This is a genomic window from Pseudoalteromonas distincta, from assembly GCF_000814675.1.
Taxonomy (GTDB): Bacteria; Pseudomonadota; Gammaproteobacteria; order Enterobacterales; family Alteromonadaceae; genus Pseudoalteromonas; species Pseudoalteromonas distincta.
Genome location: NZ_JWIG01000001.1, coordinates 177,908 through 198,435, shown reverse-complemented (window position 1 = coordinate 198,435; position 20,528 = coordinate 177,908). Strand labels below are relative to the sequence as shown.

Genomic DNA, 20,528 nt, shown 5'->3' with positions numbered 1-20,528 from the left:
CATATAACCTGATTTTTGCACCTGGCTTTTCTACAAAAGAAGAAATATCTGATATTTCAGGCCGTGGTGTAGGAATGGACGTAGTTAAAACTAAGATCACGCAACTTAATGGCTCAGTAAGCATTCAGTCTGAACTTGGTGTTGGTACTATTTTAGAAATAAAAGTACCACTTACCTTGGCTATATTACCGACATTAATGGTCGTTGTTGGCGCACAAACATTTGCGTTACCACTGGCTGGTGTTAGTGAGATATTTAATTTAGATTTAACGAAGACGAATGTAGTTGATGGGCAATTAACAATTATTGTGCGTAAAAAGGCGATACCGTTATTTTACCTTGAGCATTGGTTAGTAAAAGGCTCAGATCGTTCTCAGCGAAAATCTAAAGGTCACGTCGTTATTGTACAAATTGGTACGCAACAAATTGGTTTTGTTGTTGACTCATTAATTGGCCAAGAAGAAGTAGTGATTAAGCCGCTTGATGCGTTACTTCAAGGAACGCCAGGTATGGCAGGGGCTACAATAACTTCAGATGGCGGCATTGCACTGATTTTAGACGTTCCAAACATGTTAAAACATTACGCAGGCTAATAATAAAGTAGGTATATATTTAATATATACCTACGCATAAATTTAATAAGAGAGCTAAATGGCCGTTAAAGTTTTAGTTGTTGATGATTCAAGCTTTTTTCGCCGTAGAGTAAGCGAAATCCTTGAGCAAGATAGCGATATACAAGTTATAGGCTTTGCTGTTAATGGCAGAGAGGCTGTTGAGAAAGCAGCTCAATTGCGTCCTGACATGATCACCATGGATGTCGAAATGCCTGTGCTTGATGGTATTAGCGCAGTTAAAGAGATAATGGCGAGTAACCCAACTCCTATCTTAATGTTTTCATCACTTACACGTGATGGTGCAACAGCAACGTTTGATGCGTTAGATGCTGGCGCAATGGATTTTTTACCGAAAAAATTTGAAGATATTGCACGCAATAATGAAGATGCAATTAAGCTTTTGCAAAGTAAAGTAAAAGATATAGGGCGAAGACGTTTACCGCGAACATTTAGAGCGGCAACACCAGTTAAACCATCCATTTCAACTAAACCAACAAGTTCACTTTCGCAAAGAGCAAGCACATCAACAACTCAAATCAAGCAGCCTGATAGAAGCTTTCAAAGAGCTGCGCCTGCTGCATCGACAAGTTCAAATGTTGCCTCAATGCGAGCAAGTGGAAAACAATATCAACTTTTAGCTATTGGTACTTCTACAGGTGGTCCTGTTGCTTTGCAAACTATATTGACTCAATTGCCTGCTAATTTTCCTCACCCTATTTTACTTATTCAGCACATGCCAGCTGCATTTACACCCGCGTTTGCAGCGCGCTTAAATGGTTTGTGCCAAATAAAAGTGAAAGAAGCACAACAGGGCGATCGCTTACAACCAGGAATTGCTTATTTAGCGCCTGGTGGACAGCAGATGATGGTAGAGGGGCGTGGAGCAAATAGAACGCTGCGCGTATTTGAAGATCATAGCGAGAGAATAAGTTATAAACCAAGCGTAGATGTAACGTTTGCTAGTGCAGCTAAAGCGTACCAAGGTGATGTACTTGCTATTGTTTTAACAGGTATGGGCGCTGATGGTCGTGATGGTGCAAGAATGTTAAAACAAACGGGGGCAACTATTTGGGCACAGGATGAGAAAAGCTGTGTCGTTTATGGAATGCCCCAAGCAATTGCTAATGCGGGGCTTTCAAGTGAAAGCTTAGCATTGAGCGATGTTGCAGCGCGTATAATGAGAGAGTTAGGTTGTGGATAAACTCTCAATATTTGGACTATTGGTAGCACTCAGTGCAATAGGTCTAGGTTATTCTTTAGAAGGCGGTGTTGTTTCAGCTTTATTTAATGGCCCTGCGCTTATTATTGTACTAGGTGGCACGCTTGGCGCTGTTATGTTGCAAACCTCTGCTAGCACATTCAAAAAAATGATAAATATGAGCTCGTGGGTTTTTGTTGCACCACAATACGATATTGAAGACGCAATAGAGCAAGTTAAACGATGGTCTCATAAAGCACGTCAAGAAGGTTACTTAGCGCTTGAGAATGAAGCTTTAGCTCACCCAGATGCGTATGCAGCAAAAGGTTTAAGCTTACTTGTCGATGGCTGCTCAGAGCAAAAACTACGTGACACGCTTGAAATTGATTTACTGCTAGAGCGCGATCGTTTGCTTGAAGCCGCGCGTGTTTATGAAGCAATGGGGGGTTACAGCCCTACCATAGGTATTTTAGGTGCGGTGCTTGGCTTAATACAGGCAATGTCGTTTATTACCGATCCACAAATGCTTGGCGCCGGCGTTGCAACGGCATTTATTGCGACCATTTATGGTGTTGGCTTAGCTAATTTATTGTTTTTACCTATGGCAAATAAGTTAAAACAGCGTGTAGAGCAAAAAATGCTTTACCATGAAATGCTTGCTGAAGGCGTTATTGCAATAAGCATAGGTGAAAGCCCAGTAAATATAGAATTAAAGCTTGAAGCCTATCGTGTAGAGCGCCCTAATTTAGTGGACGAATAACATGTTACGCCGACGACTTCGTCACTCTGCTGCTAAAAGTCAACATACCGAACGTTGGCTTGTATCGTATGCCGATTACATGACTATTATGTTTGCTTTTTTTGTGGTTCTGTATGCGATAGCGATTAATAAAGAAGAACAATTCCAAATATTGTCAGATTCCCTTGAACAGGTTTTTGATAAGTCAGCTCGCCAATACTCCCAGCAAGGTGAAGGTGTCAACGGTAATGGAATATTGACAGATAGAGTGACACCTGAACAAGAAGTTCTTTATGGCGAAAGTATATTAAAAGAAGAGCAAGGTCCTGAGCTACTCGACGGCCAAAGTGATACAAGCAACATCCAGCAAAAGTATTTAGGCAAACCTCTTGATAGTTTACTAATTAAATTACAGTCAGCGCTTATTGATGAAATCCGTGATGGAGAAGCCAGTTTAGAGCTTAACCAAGATTGGCTGATTATAGAGCTAAGCTCAGGTATGTTATTTTCAAGTGGTAGTTCAGTTGCACACTCTCGAGCAAAACAGGTCGTCAAGATTGTTAAAGATATTATTGCACCAGTAGATAACTATGTAAGAGTACGAGGTTATACTGATGATGAAAGTATTCGTAATGAGATATTTCGTTCGAACTGGGAACTGTCGGTAGCTAGAGCCACGTCAATTTTAGTAGAGCTGGAAGCACTAGGCATTAATTCAGCTAGAATGGCGATAGAAGGTTATGGCCAATATTCACCTTTTGCAAGTAACGATACAGAACAAGGGCGCGCAGAAAATCGTAAAGTTGTTATCGCACTTTCTAAGTATGGATTACCGCCAAAACAAGAGGTTAAAAGTGACGGGCAAGCTGATGAGCCTGCAATGATTGAACCTGAAATTGAACTTCCTTCAGATGACGATACAATAAAAATAATTCGTTTGCCTCATGGCGGTATTCGCATAACAACGCGCAATGAACAGTAATTAGGATGTAATGTGAAGATTTGGACTGTCGCTAATCAAAAAGGAGGGGTTGGTAAAACAACAACCGCAGTGAGCCTTGCCGGTATTTTGGCATTACAAGGTAAACGTGTATTGCTTATAGATACAGACCCTCATGCGTCACTCACTTATTACTTTGGCATTGATTCAGAGGATTTAGAAGTCAGTGTGTACGATATTTTTGCCCGTGGTACAAGTATGCAAAGTGAAGAGATACTCCAAGCTTTATGTCCATCAACACTTCAAAACCTGGATATTTTACCTGCGACTATGGCAATAGCTACACTTGATCGAAGTATGGGTAATAAAACAGGGATGGGGTTAATACTAAAAAAAGCGCTTGCAAAAATTAGCGAACATTACGATTATGCCATTTTAGATTGCCCTCCAGTTTTAGGGGTGTTAATGGTCAATGCGCTTGCAGCAAGTGAGCGAATTTTAGTGCCAGTGCAAACGGAGTTTTTAGCACTCAAAGGGCTTGATAGAATGATGCGTACTATGGATTTGATGCAATCCTCTCAAGCAAAAGATTATCAATATACTATAATTCCTACCATGTACGACAAACGTACCAAAGCATCGTTAGAAGCATACAAAACATTGCAAAGTACATATGGTGATAAAGTTTGGCCAGGTGTGATACCGGTGGATACCAAATTTAGAGATGCAAGCTTTGCACAAAAAGTACCTGTAGAGTATTGTCCTCGCTCGCGCGGTGTATACGCATACAAAGCACTGCTAGAATATTTAATTGAACAAGGTTAATGAATGAGTAAGCAATTGTTTGCTAATGAAAAAGTAATGAAACAATACCTCGGGGCTTTGTTATGTGAAGATGAACCTGTAGATAACCTTGAGCCAGTTGCAAAATTACTTGAGCAAATCCCAGATGATTCACAACAGCATATTCATTCAAAACCTAAAGAACAATTAAAAGCAGCAGAGAGTACATTTGATAATGACTTGCTCAATGTTGAAATTGAGCCAATAGCTGAGCCAGCGTTTGAAACTGAAAAAGTTAATGAAGTGGTTGACGAGGAAGTAATAGCACCTGCAATTACTACTATAGAAAAGCCAGAGCTGGAGATTGTAACTACTAACCAATCAGACTATTTTGATGGTGAATTTCAGGCACTGTTTTTTGAAGTTGCTGGCTTGACCTTGGCTGTGCCATTAAAAGCACTTGGTGGAATACATCAATTAGGTGAAGTAAATCATTTGTTTGGTAAGCCGAAATGGTTTAAAGGCGTTATGCTCAACAGAGAAGAAAAGCTTAATGTTGTTGATACTGCGCGTTGGGTTATGCCAGAAAAATATGATGATAAATTAGAGGCATCTTTAGATTATCAATATTTGATTACACTAGGTGATAGCCAGTGGGGTTTATTAGCTGAAAAGTTGATAAATAACATTACATTGAGTAAAGAAGATGTAAAATGGCGTACAAATAAAAGCAAGCGCCCATGGCTTGCTGGCGTTATAAAAGAAAAAATGTGTGCTTTGATAGACGTAGATAATTTAAATATATTATTAGAGAAAGGCTTAGATAGCCGTCAGTAGTAATGACCATTACGGGGTAATAGCATGAATCAAGATAAATTACTGTCAGCAAATAAAAACGCAGATAATAACGATGAAATTTTACAGTGGGTTACGTTTAAGCTAGAGGAAGAAACCTACGGCGTAAATGTAATGCAAGTACAAGAAATACTTCGTTATACAGAGATAGCTCCTGTACCAGGTGCACCTTCATATGTGATTGGTATTATTAACTTACGCGGCAACGTTGTTACCGTTATTGATACTCGCGCACGTTTTGGTTTGCTAGCTGCTGATGCAACTGACAACTCTCGCATCTTAATTATTGAAGCAGAAGAGCAAGTTATTGGTATTTTAGCCGATAGCGTATCGGAAGTGGTTTACTTGCGTAGCTCTGAAATCGACAGTGCGCCAAATGTTGGTACTGAAGAAAGCGCTAAGTTTATTCAGGGGGTTTGTAACCGCGATAATGAATTACTGATTTTGGTTGATTTAAATAAGTTACTCAGTGATGACGAATGGGATGAGTTAAGCGATATATAAGCTTTACCAAATAAATTATGGTGTTACTTAGTATAGCTATATCAGCGTTAGCGGTAGGACTTATATCGCTGGCGTTAATTATTGCATTAAAAAATAAACACGCGAATGAAATTAATGCTGTATCGCAGCAGCTTAAAGATAGCTCAGAGCAGACTCATATTTTGCGCAGTGAAATTTCGGAGATTAGAACCGGGCTCTTAAGTATTGGTAAGCGAGTGCTTGAAGTTGAACAACAAAACCAAGATTTAATGCAACAGCAAGCGGCGCAAAAATACGATGACCCTGATGCTAAAATTTACTCTCGTGCTGTAAAAATGGTTGAGTTAGGTGCAGACCTTGATGAAGTAATACGCGAGTGCGAACTACCACGAGCAGAAGCCGAATTACTATTTTCATTACATAAACAAAAAGGTGCTTAGCGCCTTTTTTTATGTGCGGATAAATTGGCTCAAGCCTTAATATTTAACTTACCTTGAAAATCCTGCCAACCTGGCGGAAATTGACCTCTTAATACATACGAAAACGCAATAAGCTCTGCAATAACATAATAAAGCTCTTTAGGAATTTCTTCTCCTAACTCTAAATGCGACAACGTTTTAGCAAGTGCTGCATCTTCGTGGATCATAATTCCTTTTAGTTTAGCCGCTGCTATTATTTCATCAGCTAATTCACCAAACCCCTTAACACTTACAGTCGGTGTGTTACCAGCTTCGTACAAAAGCCCAATGGCTGACTTATTAATAGGTGTATCACTCATAGCTAAACCTTAATATTAATAATTGCGTGAGATTTATAGAATGCCTGATTGTTGGCATCGCCTCTCTTTAAGTTGAGCTCGCCAACTTGTAAGCCATGTTTAGCTAGTTTTGATCTTAAATTATCTAAGTGAGGGTGAGCAATTGCACTTACTTCTTGGCTCGAGGCTAATAGCTGGCAATCGAGTGCTTTATCCATTAACTCTGCAGTAATTTGTAGCTGCCCAAGTTGGGCATAATCAAAGTTTAATCTGACAAACCATACATTTTTATCTTCTAATTTACCGGCGCTTGGCTTTTTATACTGTCCAAGTGTTATTTCTGTTTGGGCTGCTTCTGGAGGTAATCTCATCGGTAATAAAAATTGTGCAAGCGGGTTTGTGTCTGGCTGTTGATTTGGTGTTGAGACACTTACTTGGGTAAGTGTGTTTTTAACGTGTACGATTTCGCTGGCCAAAGTTTGTACTTGAGCTTGTTGAAGCTGTTCAAGCATTTTTGCTCCCGTGTTACCCATTTTAAAAGTAGGTATAAGTACTTGTAAGAGAGCATCTAAGCCAGTTTGATTATTAAAACTGATAGGCGTTACTGATTGGCTAATCAGAGGCGCAGCTAAAATACTCACAGCCACCTGTTCAAGCCCTTTAGTGAAACTACTTTGCAGCATATCACCCGCTAGTTGAGTGGGCTGTAAAGTAGCAAGTATCTCACGCTGTATGGTTGCAGGGTTTATGTTATTACTTGAAACCATACGGTTAAATGCCTGATTAATTAAGCGAGTTAAATCAGGGGTGTCTTTTGTTGCCTTATCTGTAATATCAGTAATTTGACTGCTTAAAAGTTGTTTATTGTAAGCCAGCCTATCTGTAGGGGTTGTGGCATCAGGAAGCTTTAATAATGTACTTAATAGTTTTGCTTCTATTGGTTGTAGCATTTGACTACGAGAGGGCGCATTAGATAACGGCTCAGTTAACAAGGTAATGCTTTTAGTGTTCACTGTGCTTGTGTTGTTTTGATTATTATCGTTTATTGCAAGCTGTGCTGAGGAGGTGGTAAGTCCCTTAGTGACTACTTCATTGGTAAGGTTAACCAAGGCGTTCGGTTTACTGTTTTCACTAGTAATAAGGGGTTTTAATTGGCTTGCTTTTAAATCACTTAGCTTAGCGCTCGCCACTTCACCTGGGGTAGTATTATTTGTTATTGGCGTGTAGGTTGTTGCTGTGTTTGCAGGTGTTTGCCAAACACTAACACTTCCTTTTACTAGTTGCGTTAATTGTACAATCGGCGGGAGCCTTGAAAAGTGCTCTGGCAAAATATTGCTCGTATTGTTATTTAACGCAGTACTCACACTTTGAGTAATGTTAACTCTATTTAGCGGTGATTCACTCAGTTGTATAGCTAAAGACGTTTTTTGTTGCGCGGGCGAAGTTGATAGCTGCGTTAACTCAGATTTACTTATTGTAGCAAAAGGCTTATTTTCAAAATATTTAACCGCATCATTAATTCGCGTTTTTAAATCACTAAAACTACTTTGTAGCCACGATTTTATTGGACTATTTAGGGTCAATAATGGATTTACTTTTACATTACTTGCAGAAACGGCTACTTCAGGTGCATTGCTTTTTTGCGCTAAAAGTAACTCGTTGAATGGTTTTGAGAATGAGTTGTTAAGCGTTACTTTTATATTGTTTGTATCGGTTTTAATAAATAATTTATCTGCCTGGTTCACTAAATTTACTTTAATAGGTGTATTCGGTAGTTCGGCAAGTTGTTGATTAGTGATAGGTGTTGTAAATGAACCTGACTTTTGAGGATGAGTTAAAATAGCCAGTTTTGGTGTTACTTGAAGCTGTGCACTGGGTAACAAGGCCGCGAGTAAATTAGTAAGTTTAGTTTGGCTAAGTGGTTGCGAGTGAACCGTATCTGCAAAGCGGTTAATAACATTAATCTGTGCGCCTTTATTAGTCGTACTAACAACTACTTTTAAAGGCTGTTCTGTTGTAAGTAACTGGGCTACGTCTTTATTTATGGCAATACTTGCGTTGAGTTTATCAATAACTAACTTGGGAGAAGGGGATACAGCAACTTTTACATCCATTGGTTGGCTTTGTACCTCAGTGCCCGTGCTTACATAATTTAACAAACGCTGCAATTGTACCGGCTGATTTAAAGTAAGGGTTGTACTGTTTGGCGATATGTTGAGCTGCTTACCATCAGGGCTGATTTGTATGTTAGCACTGACTATTTTTTGCAGGTTTTGTGGTGTGCTTGTAGTGCCAAGCCTTAATGTTTGCCAATGCTTATCAATAAATACATCAAGCGTAATCGAGTCTTTCGAAAATTGGATGTTTTTAGCCGCAAGTACCTCACTAGGTAACTGTGGTAACTCATTGGTCTGGCTGTGAGCAGATTGATTGATAACCAATGAGTTAGATAATGTTATTTGCGTTGGTGTATTCATTATTTTAAATCAAGTTTTTGTTAATCGATTATAAAGCAATATTCGTATTACCCTATCATTATGGTAGACTAACGCCTAATTTTTGGCAGAGAGAATCGTCATCTTGTTACACATTAAGTCCGTCACCTGCATCAAGCAAGATCGTTGTTTGTTTGCGGATCTTAATTTTAGCCTTAATAGCGGTCAAATCATGCAATTAGCGGGTCCTAATGGGGCTGGTAAAACATCGCTATTGCGTATTATTGCTGGCTTTTCTGTGCCTGATGAAGGGTCTGTTCTGTTCCAAGATCAACCTATATCTAAGTACTATGAAGAGTATGCCAGAGAGCTGCTTTTTATAGGGCATAAAACAGGTGTAAGTACTCAGCTTAGTGCAGTTGAAAATGTTCGCCACTGGTTACAAATCAATGGCTACATAAATGAGCCTGATTTATATCCTATTTTAGCGCAACTTGGCCTTGTTGGACTTGAAGATGTACCCGTTAGAATGCTATCTGCTGGACAACAACGACGTGTAGCGCTAGTTAGGCTTTGGTTAAGTGATGCTAAATTATGGGTACTTGATGAGCCATTTACCGCGCTTGATAAAAGCGGTGTCGCCTTTTTACAGCAGCGATTTACTGAACACTTACAAAGCGGTGGTGCCATTTTATTAACGACCCACCAAGACTTAACGACCCACTTTAGTAACTTACAAACGGTTACATTGGAGTATCGCCACTAATGACTCGTCAACACTCTTATTGGTTGCTATTTAGTGCGGTATTTACCAAAGATGTAAAACTTGCGTTTCGCCAGCGCGCCGAAATTGTAAATCCTATTTTATTCTTCTTAATTGTAATTTCATTATTTCCGTTAGCAATAGGGCCTGAGCCCGGTCTACTTGCGAGAATGGCGCCAGGTATTATTTGGGTTGCCGCATTACTCTCTACCATGTTGGGTTTAGATAAGTTGTTTAGGGATGATTTTAACGATGGCTCGTTGGAGCAGTTAATTGCATCCTCTTATCCATTATCGCTAACCGTACTTGCTAAAGTGGCTGCTCATTGGGTGGTAACAGGTTTACCGCTTGTATTAATGACACCGCTATTTGCATTGTTGTTAAACCTAGAAAGTACGGCGTTAACAGCAACCGTTTTAACATTATTATTAGGCACACCATTATTGAGCTTTATTGGCGCAATAGGCGCAGGGCTTACTGTGGGATTACAAAAAGGGGGTATTTTGATGAGTTTACTCGTACTGCCTTTGTATATTCCTGTTTTGATTTTTGCAACGTCGGCTATCGATACCAGCACCATGTCGCTGGATTATAGTGGGCAGCTTGCCATCCTTGGTGCAATGTTACTTATTGCTATTATTAGCGCACCAATTGCCATATCGTCAGCTTTAAAAGTGAGTGTAAGTTAATGTGGAAGTGGTTACATCCCTATGCTAAAGCAGAGCGTGCATACCAGTTATGCAATACGTTACTGCCTTATTTTGCCGTAGTTACCGTAGTTAGTATGATTGTTGGATGGGTATGGGGGCTTGGTTTTGCACCTGCCGATTACCAACAAAAAGACAGCTACCGTATCATTTTTATTCATGTGCCTTCTGCCATTTTATCTATGGGCGCCTATTCCTCAATGGCTATTGCCGCCATTGTTGCACTTGTATGGCAGCTACGAAATGCCGAGCTTGCTGTTATTGCTATTGCGCCTGTTGGTGCATGTATTACTGCTATAGCGCTAATTACTGGCGCTGCTTGGGGCAAACCTATGTGGGGTGCTTGGTGGGTATGGGATGCACGTTTAACGTCTGAGCTTATTTTATTATTTTTATATCTTGGCGTGCTTTCGCTTTACCATGCATTTGAAGATAAGAAGTCAGCAGGGCGTGCGGCTTCTATTTTAGCAATTGTTGGCGTAATTAATTTACCTATTATTCATTACTCTGTTGAGTGGTGGAATACATTACACCAAGGTGCAAGCATTACAAAGCTAGACACAAAAGCAATAGATCCAAGTATGTTTTGGCCTCTTATGGTTAATATTTTAGCCTTTGCTGCTTTTGTTGGAACAGTGACTTTAATTCGTCTTAAAAATGAAATTTTACAACGAGAAAAGCACCGACCGTGGGTGCGCTCGTTGTTAAATAAGGGGTAATTATGCAGTTTGACTCTTTTTCTGATTTTATTGCAATGGGAGGTTATGGATTTTATGTCTGGCTTTCTTTTGGTACATGCGCACTTATTTTACTCGGTATTTTAGTGAACTCTTTGAGAGACACCAAACGTATTATGGCTTCAGTTGAGCAACAAATAATACGTGAAGCGCGAATTAAAAAAGCTAAGCAGGAACAAATCTCATGAATCCAAGACGTAAAAAGCGCCTATTGGTAATCATTGCCGTACTGTTTGGTATTGGTGGGTCAATTGGTTTAGTGCTTTATGCACTGCAAGAAAATATTAATCTTTTTTATACGCCAAGCGAATTAATTGATGGCAAAGGCCCTAACAAAGAAAAACCACATATAGGTCAAAAGTTACGTATTGGCGGCATGGTTGTGCCAGGAACGGTTGAGCGTAATGAACAAAGCTTACAAGTAAGCTTTAAGTTGATAGATACAGGCCCATTAGTGACTGTGCGTTATCAAGGCATATTGCCAGACTTGTTTCGTGAGGGGCAAGGCATTGTAGCGCAGGGCGTATTAGTCGAGCCTAATGTTATTGAAGCATTTGAAGTGCTTGCAAAGCATGACGAAGAATATATGCCAGCAGAAGTTGCAGAGGCAGTTAAAGGTATTAAGCACGAAAAACCAAAATACAACTTAGATAGTGGTAATTAGCTATGATCCCAGAAATTGGTTATTTTTCTTTAACGCTTGCCATGGTGCTAAGCGTTTTACTGTGTATTTTTCCTCTTTGGGGCGCGCATACCGGTAATCTTCGATTAATGCGTGCGGCTCCATCTTTAGCAATAGGCCAGTTTGCTTTTGTACTCATCTCATTTGCTGCACTTATTTATGCAAGTTTAACAGACGACTTTACCGTATCTTACGTAGCGTATCATTCAAGTAGTACGCTGCCTTGGTACTATAAAATTACCTCTACGTGGGGCGGTCATGAAGGAGCTATTTTATTGTGGTTAGTAATGCAAGCGGGTTGGACTGCTGCTGTAGCAGCGCGTTCTAAATCATTACCTTGGGTATTACGTGCTCGCGTACTGGGTGTACTTGGTTTTTTAGGTGTAGGTTTTATGATGTACACCTTACTGCTTTCAAGCCCGTTTGAGCGCCTACTTCCTTATTTTCCGGTAGAAGGGCGTGATTTGAATCCGCTGCTTCAAGATCCAGGTATGATTATTCATCCACCATTACTGTACATGGGTTATGTGGGGCTGTCGGTTGCTTTCTCTTTTGCTATAGCTGCATTGTTAACTGGTAAACTTGATAACACATGGGCTAAATGGTCACGCCCGTGGACGATGACTGCATGGGGTTTCTTAGGTTTAGGTCTTACTATTGGTAGCTGGTGGGCGTATTCAGAACTAGGCTGGGGCGGCTGGTGGTTTTGGGATCCAGTAGAAAACGCAGCGCTTATGCCTTGGCTTGTTGCAACCGCATTACTGCATTCATTAAGTGTGACAGAAAAGCGCGGTATATTTAAATCATGGACAGTATTACTCGCAATTGCAGCATTCTCTTTAAGTTTGCTAGGTACGTTTATTGTACGCTCGGGTATTATTGTATCGGTACATGCGTTTGCTACAGACCCTGATAGAGGCTTATTTATACTCGCCTTTTTAGGCATAGTTGTCGGTGGTGGATTGGCGTTATATGCAATGCGTGTGTCACAAGTTCACAGTGAAGGACGATACAAGCTGGTATCGCGCGAAGTGGCGTTATGGCTCAATAATATATTTTTAGTTGTTGCTACATTAATTGTTATGTTAGGTACATTGTTGCCAATGGTTCATAAAGAAATGGGCTTAGGTAGCATTTCTATTGGCGAACCGTTTTTTAATAAGATGTTTGCAATAATTTTAGTACCGTTTGCTATTTTGATGGGTATAGGACCACTTTTACGTTGGAAGCAAAACAAATGGGCTTTTTTGCAAAACAAAATATTAATGGGCGTATTAGCAAGTGTTGTGATTACCTGCGCTTGGTTGTTCTCAAGTTACGATTTAGTAAAACCACTTACGTTATTAGCGACAACACTGGCGGTTTGGATTGCAATATCAACAGGGATTGATATTTACACCAAAGCAGCTGTGCACGGGAGCTTAAAAGAAGGCTTAAAACGCTTTACTGTAAGTTACTGGGCTATGGTACTTGGGCATATTGGTATTGCATTTATTATTGCGGGCGTAACACTTACCTCTGCTTATTCAGTAGAGCGTGATGTATCGATGAAACCGGGTGAAATAGCACAGCTTAATGAGTATGAATATCGCTTTGATGGCGTTAAAACTATTCGTGGGCCAAACTACAGCGGTCATGCGGGCGTTGTATCTGTGCTTAAAAATAATGAGCTAGTAACACGTTTACACGCCGAAAAACGTAAATATGACATTGGTATGCAGTTTATGACTGAGGCGGCAATAGATGCCGGTTTTAAACGTGATTTATATTTAGCATTAGGTGAGCAATTAAGTGGTGATGCATGGTCACTTCGCATTTATCATAAACCATTTGTACGCTGGATATGGATTGGTGGCGTGCTTATGTCATTTGCAGGTTTCATGATTTTGTTTGATAAACGTTACCGTACATCAGCTAAAAAAGCCCGTAAAGATGTACCGGAGAGTGTTTTATGAACCGTAAAATTTTAGCTATTGCGCCGCTTTTAGTGTTTGCTTTTGTGTGTGTATTTTTATACCAAGGTCTTTTTGCCAACCCTCGTGAAATTCAAACAGGGCGGTTAGGTCAAGAAATGCCAGCATTTAATCTACCTGATTTAATGCAAGACAATAAGCAGTGGACCAACGAGTCGTTAAAAGGTGAAGTTTACTTATTAAATGTATGGGGTACGTGGTGCCCAACATGTTTAGTCGAGCTTGGTTATTTAACTAAGTTACGTGAGCAAGGCGTTAAAATTATTGGACTATATTACGTACAAGGTTACGACGCTGATTTTGATGGCCCGTTTGATATGCAATCACTTCGCAGCGAAGTCACTGATATGCTGCAACGTGCAGGTGACCCTTACCAATTTAATATTTTAGATTTACACCGTACTTTGTCGTTGGATTTAGGCGTGTCGGGTGCGCCAGAAACTTTTTTAGTCGATAAGAACGGCACTATTTTGTTACATCACACCGGTGATATAAATCCGCGAGTATGGCGAGCTAAATTTGCGCCAATTATGCAGGAGCTTAAATAATGAAGTGGTTACTACTTACGCTTAGCCTTTTTGTAAGCATGGGGGCGTTTGCACAGCAAGATCGCTATCAATTTGATAACAACAAACAAGCAATATTGTTTGAAGAGTTAACCAAAGAGCTACGTTGCCCTAAGTGTCAAAATCAAAACATTGCGGACTCCGACGCTGTTGTTGCTAAAGACTTGCGCGATAAAGTGCTCGTATTGGTTAAAGAAGGTAAAAGCAAAGACGAAGTGATTGATTATATGATTGACCGCTTTGGCTATTTTGTTCATTACGACCCACCTGTTACACCAGCGACTTTAGTGCTGTGGGTACTACCGGTATTAATTGTAATTGTTGGCTTTGGTTTTATTGTTATTCGCCAACGAAAAGCATCAGTAAAACAAACATGGAGCAGCGACGATGAAATGCTGCTAGCGAAGCTAATTGAACAAAATAAACGTCAGGAGCAAAGCTAAATGATTTTAATGTGGGCGTGTTTTGCCTTACTCACACTGGTTGCTCTTAGCTTTGTTATGATACCTTTTTTAAAAAAAGAGCGTGTTCAAACGATTACTCATAACGCCAATGCTGAATTAATTAGTATTTATGAGCAGCGTTTAGTCGATTTGCAAACTGATTTAGATAATCAACGGATTGATAGCGTAAATCACGCAGAATCAATTGTTGAATTAAAACGTCGCTTATTGAACGAGCTATCACCAGAGAAATCACTTAACAGCAAAGGTAATAACCGTATTTTTGCTTTAACAGGCGGTGCATTTGTTCTTGCACTTACAGGGATTTTTTATAGTTTTACAGGCAGTCAGCAGCAAATTTCGGCTTGGCATGACGCAATGGATAATTTAGCTGATTATGGCGAGCGTGCTGTAATGCAAAAAGGTGAGCCGCTTAGTCAAAATGAGCTGCAGGCTTTTGCATTGGCGCTCCGTACTAAACTTAGCCGCTCTGGCGATGATGAAGTTGCTTGGATGCTACTTGGTCGAGTGGCTATGTCGCTTAATGAACTTGACATGGCGCAGCAGTCATTTGATAAAGCACTACGTATGAACCCTGATAATATGCAGGTTCTTATTAGTTACAGTCAGGTTTTATTACTTGAAGGTAGCGAAGCTAATATGACTCGCGCGGCAGGTATGCTTTCAAAAGTGCTAAACGTTGAGCCTACTAATTTAGATGCTATTTCGTTACTAGCGCTGATAGCGTATGAGCGTAAAGATTGGCCGCAAGCTAAAACTGCATTTGAAGTTTTATTGGCGAGCATGGAAAAAAATGATTCACGTTATAACATGATCTCAGAACGTATTGCTGATATTGAGCAGCAAATGCAAAGTGAAGGCTCAGTTATGCCAGTTACTACTACAACGGGTGCTATTGCAGTTACAGTCGACATTGCAAAAGAGCTTATTGATAAACAGCCAAAAGACGGTATTTTGTTTATATTTGCAAAAGCTGCAACTGGCTCACCTATGCCATTGGCTGCTGTTAAGCTGACTAAATATTCATTTCCAATTACAGTTGAGTTGAGTGATAGTAGTGCAATGGTTGCAGGGCTTAACTTATCTAGTGCAGAAAATATTATTATTTCGGCGCGTATTTCTATCGATGACTCTGTTATGCCAAGCTCTGGTGAGCTAGAAGGTCATTCACAGGCGTTAAAGCGTGAAAGTGTAAGTGACTACCAACTTCAAATTGATACATTAATACCTTAAGGACGTTAGATGTTAAAACACAGTTTTACTTTTTTATGTTTATTGATACTAGCCGGCTGTGCTCAAGTACCTCAAAGCAAAGTAGATGACAGAGATCCGCTGCAAAGTATTAATCGTCCATTATATGACTTTAATATGGATGTACTGGATGCTTATTTGTTGCGCCCAGTTGCTGTAGGTTATGTTGAAGTAACGCCTGTACCGGTAAGAAACGGTATTGTTAATTTTACAGGTAATATCACTGCACCAGTAGATATGATCAATGCGGGTTTGCAAGGTAAACCGGGTAATGCAAGTGTGAGCTTAGCACGCTTTTTAGTTAACTCTACTGTCGGTCTGTTTGGTATCTTTGATGTTGCAAGCTCACTAGGTCTTGAAATAGTCGATGAAGACTTTGGACAAACGTTGGGTGTATGGGGCGTAGGTGATGGCGCCTATTTAATGCTACCAGGTATGGGGCCAACAACAGCACGTAACCTGACCGGTGATGTAGTCGACAATTTTGTATTACCTGAAGTTGCGCTAACGACTCCACAAACTATTTTAGTATTTGTTTTAAAAGCAGTTGAGGCGCGTGCATCATTAATCCCACAAGAAGGGCTATTAAATGATTCACTTGATCCGTACTTATTTGTAAAAGATATTTACTTCCAGCGTCAAATTTATGAGCTGTACGATGGCAATCCACCTATAAAAGAAGAGCCAACTGATTTTGATGAAGACTTTTTAGAAAGTTTATAATTGAAGCCACTGATAAAAACGCCAGCTATATGCTGGCGTTTTTATTTACTGTTTATATAGAACCTGAACTTTGGCTAGAGAAAAATAAACTTAAGTATCATTATGATTCAATATATTAGTAAATACCTTAACCAGAGTTCGGGTTACTTATTTTTCGTTAACTATTAACTGCATTTGCTCATTAACCCAAGTGAGTGCTTCATGATAGGCATCAGGAACTTTTTCACCTAGGTTTAGCTCTTTCGTTAATTCGTTTGCGGCTGACCAGTTAGCTTGTTCATAATACTTAACTAAGTTTAAATATTTTGCCAGCAACCCCTCATCGTTTAATAACGCTGCTTTTATGTCATTCGAAAGTGGAAGCTTTTTCATAACGCTTTCCATACTCTCATCTAAAATAGCATCCATAAGAGACATCATACCGGTTAAAAATGCCATGCCGGTATCTTTAAATTGTCCATGGGATATAGCGAGTAACTCACCAAAACGAGCGCGCGTAAGCGATAGCCTAATTAGCTCTACAGGTTTATCTGCTGATACTTGCGCTGCAAATAATAATGATAATAGTTTTTTAATTTCGTTAGCGCCAAGCACTATAAGGGCTTGCTTAATGGTACTTATTTCAGCACGCCTTGCAAAGGCAGCAGAATTTGAATACCTAAGTAATTTGTAAGATAGGTTTACATCACGCTCAAACACATCAGTGATTTTTTTAAGATCCATATCAACGCTTGATGTTTCGTAAAGTAATTCAGCTAATGCCATTTCTGAAGGCGGTAGAGCCTTACTCTGTACCATTTCCGGTTTGGAGAAGAAAAATCCTTGGAAATAATCAAAACCAAGCTCTAGGGCTTGTTGGTAAATTTCATAGGTTTCTACTTTTTCGGCAAGTAACTTAATATGCGAGTGCAGTTTTAAATCATTAAGAACCGTTTTTATTGTATCTATATCAGATGCTAAAAAGTCTATTTTAATAATATCAATAAATGGATAAAAGTGGCGCCAAACAGGCTGATGAATATAGTCATCAAGAGCAATAGTGTAACCTTTATCTTTTAGATCTTTCACTATGGCTAATAATCGCTTCCCAGGTTGCACAGTTTCAAGGATTTCTACAACTACAGTATCTTTGCCCAGTAGTGTTGGGTAGCCCTTTAATAGCGTTTCTAGGGTGAAATTTATATAGGCGGGTTTATTGTCGGTTAAATCTTCTAAGCCGAAATTAAACTGACTACCTTCAATTAGTCGTGTAGTTGCCTCGTCACCGTCTATATCGGGAAATACGTTATCAACGCCATCGCGAAATAAAAGTTCATATCCGATGAGCTTTTTATCTCTGTCTAAAATAGGTTGGCGTGCAGCGTAAAAATACATAAACAGTTCCGTAAGAGTAATCTAATTAGGTATTGTAATAATATATGGCAAAAGACTCAAAATAGCATTACGTATATTTGCTAGATTAATAAATTATCATTAAAAATTAAGGTGTTTCTTGTATTTAATTTATTATATTTCACCAATTCGCTTTAAAATTATTCAACATGAGTATTTTTGTATCAGGTGAGGGCAACAAGTTGGAGATTTTATTATCAAGCATGATATAGTCAGCGAGAATGGTTTTTACCCCAATAGTGTCTTAACTATAAAATTTTAAGAGTCATTATTTGGATTAAAGCCTATTATTAATAATTATGCGGAGGCTAATTTGGAAACAGGAATGATTATTTCACTAGCATTATATTTTATTGTAATGTTAGGTATCGGACTATATGCATATAAGCAATCTACTGACGATGTATCTGGTTACATGTTAGGTGGACGAAATCTATCTCCAAGTGTAGCTGCACTGTCTGCAGGTGCATCTGATATGAGTGGCTGGATTTTAATGGGCCTACCTGGTGCGATGTTTGTTACTGGTTTTAGTAGTACATGGATAGCAATTGGCTTGGTGCTTGGTTAAACTATCTGTTAGTTGCACCGAGATTACGTGTTTACACTGAAAAAGCAAATGACTCTATAACCATCCCAGATTACTTTTCAAATCGCTTCAATGATAAATCCAACTTATTGCGTGTTGTATCAGCTGTGGTAATTATTGTTTTCTTTACTCTTTATACTTCATCTGGTGTTGTCGCTGGTGGTAAATTGTTTGAAAGCTCATTTGGTTTAACTTATGAGATGGGTTTATACATTACAACGGGCGTAGTTGTTTTATATACCTTGTTTGGTGGTTTTTTAGCTGTAAGCTTAACTGACTTTGTGCAAGGTTGTATTATGTTCATTGCACTTATTCTAGTACCAACGGTTGCATACTCTTTGCTTGAACAACCTTTAGAATCAACTTTACATAGCGTAAATCCAGATATGCTTAACTGGATTGGTGCAGGTTCTGCATTAGGTATTATTTCTGCAATGGCTTGGGGTTTAGGTTATTTTGGCCAACCACATATCATTGTTCGTTTTATGTCGGTACGTAGTGTTAAAGATATGCCTAAAGCACGCCGTATTGGTATGACATGGATGATTGTTGCTGCCATTGGTGCTGTTGGTACTGGTATATTTGGTGCAGCTTATACTTATGAGAACAACATTGTAGTTGAAGACCCTGAAACAATTTTCTTAATTCTTTCTGAATTGCTGTTCCACCCACTTATTGCTGGCTTTTTACTTGCTGCAATTTTGGCTGCGATTATGAGTACTATCTCATCTCAATTATTGGTTAGTTCAAGTTCATTAACAGAAGATTTCTATAAAACATTCTTACGTAAAGATGCCAGTGATAAAGAGCTAGTTGCTGTTGGCCGTATAAGTGTTGCCGTAGTTGCTATGTTCGCTATTTATTTAGCTTACGACAGAGATAGCTCTATTTTAGACCTAGTAAGTAATGCGTGGGCTGGCTTTGGTGCTGCGTTTGGACCACTTGTATTGTTTAGCCTTTATTGGAAACGCATGAACTTTGCTGGTGCGTTAGCTGGTATGTTAGTAGGCGCATTTACTGTGCTAATTTGGATATATGGACCATTTACTATCAATGGTGAAAGCTTAAGTAGCTTTATGTACGAAATAGTACCTGGCTTTATTTTAGCAAGTATTGCAATTGTTGTTGTTAGCTTAGTAACAAAAGAGCCTGAGCAAAACATCACTGCTTTATTTGATGAAGTAGAAAAAGAGCTTTAATTAGCAATTACTATTTATTTTAAAATGAGTAGTAATTAATACCAATCCGCAATAATACTTAATCATTTTGCGGGGCTAAACGTGTTGCTATCGGTGTTAAAAAATTCTCATTTAGAATAACTAAATATCGAATTTTTGCCTAGCTACCAACACGTTTTTTCACCCTCAAAGAGATCACTTAATTAAGCGAATTGGTATAATAAAAAAAGGGAGCAACTTAGTTGCTCCCTTTTTTATTTAGTTTGTCCCGTCCGAGGAGGGAACATTCTATGAATTAACTTACTTTTTTATCGTTGTTATCTTCAATTGATGCAACGTTATCTGACTTTTTACTTTTTGCTGGCGCTTTGGTAACAGCTGGATCTTTGCCACCTTTTAATATGGTCATAAAATCATCTTTGCTTTTCGCTATTTCTAAAGCAAGTGATTCAATTTGTTGCTCACTAAGCGGTACGTCTACCTTTTCTAGCATCAGCTCAAGTGATTCTGCTATATCGAGCATCTTGTCATAAGCATCCGCTTCTTTTTTGGTAGTAAACGTCATACGCTCGACTCCGTTTCGTTCTACAACATATTTAACAACAACAGCCATGATTTCTCCTGCAAAATTGCTTGGCACCGTGGTTTTTAAAAAACCATTAGATTACTGTTTTTATGTACAGTAATGGTTTGTAAGTAAAT

22 protein-coding genes and 1 pseudogene are annotated in these 20,528 nt (G+C 39.2%); 19 read left to right on the top strand and 4 right to left on the bottom strand.

Annotated features, from left to right (window positions below):
- The 8 genes from QT16_RS00905 to QT16_RS00870 form a co-directional block, all read left to right on the top strand.
- The coding region (locus QT16_RS00905; protein WP_200886954.1) for a chemotaxis protein CheA at positions 1–593 on the top strand (593 nt) is incomplete at its 5' end.
- A gap of 58 nt (positions 594–651) precedes the next feature.
- Complete coding sequence (locus tag QT16_RS00900; RefSeq protein ID WP_039484590.1) at positions 652–1,815, top strand: protein-glutamate methylesterase/protein-glutamine glutaminase; 1,164 nt, start codon at positions 652–654, stop codon at positions 1,813–1,815.
- Entirely contained in the window at positions 1,808–2,572 is a 765-nt protein-coding gene (locus tag QT16_RS00895; protein WP_002959300.1) for a flagellar motor protein, read from the top strand. Before QT16_RS00900 ends, QT16_RS00895 begins: the two co-directional genes overlap by 8 nt.
- Before the next feature lies 1 nt (position 2,573).
- Positions 2,574–3,533: a flagellar motor protein MotB gene (locus QT16_RS00890; protein WP_039484587.1), complete on the top strand. Its 960-nt coding sequence runs from the start codon at positions 2,574–2,576 to the stop codon at positions 3,531–3,533.
- A 12-nt stretch (positions 3,534–3,545) separates the two neighbouring features.
- A complete protein-coding gene (locus tag QT16_RS00885; RefSeq protein WP_002959298.1) occupies positions 3,546–4,316 on the top strand; it encodes a ParA family protein in 771 nt (256 codons plus the stop codon).
- A 3-nt stretch (positions 4,317–4,319) separates the two neighbouring features.
- Positions 4,320–5,111: a chemotaxis protein CheW gene (locus QT16_RS00880; protein ID WP_039484585.1), complete on the top strand. Its 792-nt coding sequence runs from the start codon at positions 4,320–4,322 to the stop codon at positions 5,109–5,111.
- A 24-nt stretch (positions 5,112–5,135) separates the two neighbouring features.
- Positions 5,136–5,633, top strand: a complete 498-nt coding sequence (locus QT16_RS00875) for a chemotaxis protein CheW (RefSeq protein WP_002959294.1) — start codon at positions 5,136–5,138, stop codon at positions 5,631–5,633.
- A gap of 17 nt (positions 5,634–5,650) precedes the next feature.
- Entirely contained in the window at positions 5,651–6,052 is a 402-nt protein-coding gene (locus QT16_RS00870) for a DUF2802 domain-containing protein (RefSeq protein WP_024595394.1), read from the top strand.
- A gap of 29 nt (positions 6,053–6,081) precedes the next feature.
- Here QT16_RS00870 and QT16_RS00865 read toward each other — a convergent pair whose 3' ends face one another.
- Positions 6,082–6,390 (bottom strand): EscU/YscU/HrcU family type III secretion system export apparatus switch protein, encoded by a 309-nt coding sequence (locus QT16_RS00865; RefSeq protein WP_007377933.1) that lies wholly within the window; start codon positions 6,388–6,390, stop codon positions 6,082–6,084.
- Positions 6,391–6,392: 2 nt separating this feature from the next.
- Positions 6,393–8,846, bottom strand: coding sequence for a flagellar hook-length control protein FliK (fliK, locus tag QT16_RS00860; RefSeq protein WP_039484574.1), 2,454 nt, complete (start codon positions 8,844–8,846; stop codon positions 6,393–6,395).
- Between the two features lie 103 nt (positions 8,847–8,949).
- Between fliK and ccmA the strand changes: the two genes are divergently transcribed.
- Genes ccmA through QT16_RS00810 form a run of 10 tightly spaced genes read left to right on the top strand, consistent with a single transcriptional unit; the run spans position 8,950 to position 16,670 of the window.
- Positions 8,950–9,570 (top strand): cytochrome c biogenesis heme-transporting ATPase CcmA, encoded by a 621-nt coding sequence (gene ccmA / locus QT16_RS00855; RefSeq protein ID WP_152609331.1) that lies wholly within the window; start codon positions 8,950–8,952, stop codon positions 9,568–9,570.
- Positions 9,570–10,256 carry a heme exporter protein CcmB gene (ccmB, locus tag QT16_RS00850; protein ID WP_002959286.1) on the top strand — a complete coding sequence of 229 codons (687 nt, stop codon included), beginning with the start codon at positions 9,570–9,572 and terminating at the stop codon, positions 10,254–10,256. The genes ccmA and ccmB overlap by 1 nt, the downstream gene beginning before the upstream one ends.
- Positions 10,256–10,993 (top strand): heme ABC transporter permease, encoded by a 738-nt coding sequence (locus QT16_RS00845; protein ID WP_002959285.1) that lies wholly within the window; start codon positions 10,256–10,258, stop codon positions 10,991–10,993. The genes ccmB and QT16_RS00845 overlap by 1 nt, the downstream gene beginning before the upstream one ends.
- A 2-nt stretch (positions 10,994–10,995) precedes the next feature.
- Complete coding sequence (gene ccmD / locus QT16_RS00840) at positions 10,996–11,199, top strand: heme exporter protein CcmD (RefSeq protein ID WP_002959284.1); 204 nt, start codon at positions 10,996–10,998, stop codon at positions 11,197–11,199.
- Entirely contained in the window at positions 11,196–11,675 is a 480-nt protein-coding gene (gene ccmE, locus QT16_RS00835) for a cytochrome c maturation protein CcmE (RefSeq protein WP_002959283.1), read from the top strand. The genes ccmD and ccmE overlap by 4 nt, the downstream gene beginning before the upstream one ends.
- A gap of 2 nt (positions 11,676–11,677) precedes the next feature.
- Positions 11,678–13,648 (top strand): heme lyase CcmF/NrfE family subunit, encoded by a 1,971-nt coding sequence (locus QT16_RS00830; RefSeq protein WP_039484567.1) that lies wholly within the window; start codon positions 11,678–11,680, stop codon positions 13,646–13,648.
- Positions 13,645–14,214, top strand: coding sequence for a redoxin family protein (locus tag QT16_RS00825; protein ID WP_002959281.1), 570 nt, complete (start codon positions 13,645–13,647; stop codon positions 14,212–14,214). The genes QT16_RS00830 and QT16_RS00825 overlap by 4 nt, the downstream gene beginning before the upstream one ends.
- Positions 14,214–14,675 (top strand): cytochrome c-type biogenesis protein, encoded by a 462-nt coding sequence (locus QT16_RS00820; protein WP_002959280.1) that lies wholly within the window; start codon positions 14,214–14,216, stop codon positions 14,673–14,675. The genes QT16_RS00825 and QT16_RS00820 overlap by 1 nt, the downstream gene beginning before the upstream one ends.
- The gene (gene ccmI / locus QT16_RS00815; RefSeq protein ID WP_039484560.1) at positions 14,676–15,929 is read left to right on the top strand and encodes a c-type cytochrome biogenesis protein CcmI; all 1,254 of its coding nucleotides are present in this window, start codon (positions 14,676–14,678) and stop codon (positions 15,927–15,929) included.
- Positions 15,930–15,938: 9 nt separating this feature from the next.
- On the top strand, positions 15,939–16,670 hold the full coding sequence (locus QT16_RS00810) for an MlaA family lipoprotein (RefSeq protein ID WP_039484557.1): 732 nt from the start codon (positions 15,939–15,941) through the stop codon (positions 16,668–16,670).
- A gap of 147 nt (positions 16,671–16,817) precedes the next feature.
- Here the strand turns inward: QT16_RS00810 and QT16_RS00805 are convergent, their stop codons facing one another.
- Positions 16,818–18,044 carry an EAL and HDOD domain-containing protein gene (locus QT16_RS00805; RefSeq protein WP_039484555.1) on the bottom strand — a complete coding sequence of 409 codons (1,227 nt, stop codon included), beginning with the start codon at positions 18,042–18,044 and terminating at the stop codon, positions 16,818–16,820.
- Between the two features lie 331 nt (positions 18,045–18,375).
- On the opposite strand from QT16_RS00805, the pseudogene putP reads away from it, so the two are divergent.
- Positions 18,376–19,847, top strand: a pseudogene (gene putP / locus QT16_RS00800) (sodium/proline symporter PutP).
- A 274-nt stretch (positions 19,848–20,121) separates the two neighbouring features.
- On the opposite strand, the gene QT16_RS00795 reads toward putP, so the two are convergent.
- A complete protein-coding gene (locus tag QT16_RS00795) occupies positions 20,122–20,439 on the bottom strand; it encodes a YebG family protein (RefSeq protein ID WP_004335683.1) in 318 nt (105 codons plus the stop codon).
- Positions 20,440–20,528: the final 89 nt, after the last annotated feature.

Coding starts and splice junctions, on each gene's coding strand:
- QT16_RS00810 (WP_039484557.1), top strand. CDS start 15,939: ATGTTAAAACACAGTTTTACTTTTTTATGTTTATTGATACTAGCCGGC.
- fliK (WP_039484574.1), bottom strand. CDS start 8,846: ATGAATACACCAACGCAAATAACATTATCTAACTCATTGGTTATCAAT.
- QT16_RS00820 (WP_002959280.1), top strand. CDS start 14,214: ATGAAGTGGTTACTACTTACGCTTAGCCTTTTTGTAAGCATGGGGGCG.
- ccmB (WP_002959286.1), top strand. CDS start 9,570: ATGACTCGTCAACACTCTTATTGGTTGCTATTTAGTGCGGTATTTACC.
- ccmE (WP_002959283.1), top strand. CDS start 11,196: ATGAATCCAAGACGTAAAAAGCGCCTATTGGTAATCATTGCCGTACTG.
- QT16_RS00795 (WP_004335683.1), bottom strand. CDS start 20,439: ATGGCTGTTGTTGTTAAATATGTTGTAGAACGAAACGGAGTCGAGCGT.
- QT16_RS00805 (WP_039484555.1), bottom strand. CDS start 18,044: ATGTATTTTTACGCTGCACGCCAACCTATTTTAGACAGAGATAAAAAG.
- QT16_RS00875 (WP_002959294.1), top strand. CDS start 5,136: ATGAATCAAGATAAATTACTGTCAGCAAATAAAAACGCAGATAATAAC.
- QT16_RS00865 (WP_007377933.1), bottom strand. CDS start 6,390: ATGAGTGATACACCTATTAATAAGTCAGCCATTGGGCTTTTGTACGAA.
- ccmD (WP_002959284.1), top strand. CDS start 10,996: ATGCAGTTTGACTCTTTTTCTGATTTTATTGCAATGGGAGGTTATGGA.
- ccmI (WP_039484560.1), top strand. CDS start 14,676: ATGATTTTAATGTGGGCGTGTTTTGCCTTACTCACACTGGTTGCTCTT.
- QT16_RS00900 (WP_039484590.1), top strand. CDS start 652: ATGGCCGTTAAAGTTTTAGTTGTTGATGATTCAAGCTTTTTTCGCCGT.
- QT16_RS00870 (WP_024595394.1), top strand. CDS start 5,651: ATGGTGTTACTTAGTATAGCTATATCAGCGTTAGCGGTAGGACTTATA.
- QT16_RS00830 (WP_039484567.1), top strand. CDS start 11,678: ATGATCCCAGAAATTGGTTATTTTTCTTTAACGCTTGCCATGGTGCTA.
- QT16_RS00890 (WP_039484587.1), top strand. CDS start 2,574: ATGTTACGCCGACGACTTCGTCACTCTGCTGCTAAAAGTCAACATACC.
- QT16_RS00825 (WP_002959281.1), top strand. CDS start 13,645: ATGAACCGTAAAATTTTAGCTATTGCGCCGCTTTTAGTGTTTGCTTTT.
- QT16_RS00845 (WP_002959285.1), top strand. CDS start 10,256: ATGTGGAAGTGGTTACATCCCTATGCTAAAGCAGAGCGTGCATACCAG.
- QT16_RS00880 (WP_039484585.1), top strand. CDS start 4,320: ATGAGTAAGCAATTGTTTGCTAATGAAAAAGTAATGAAACAATACCTC.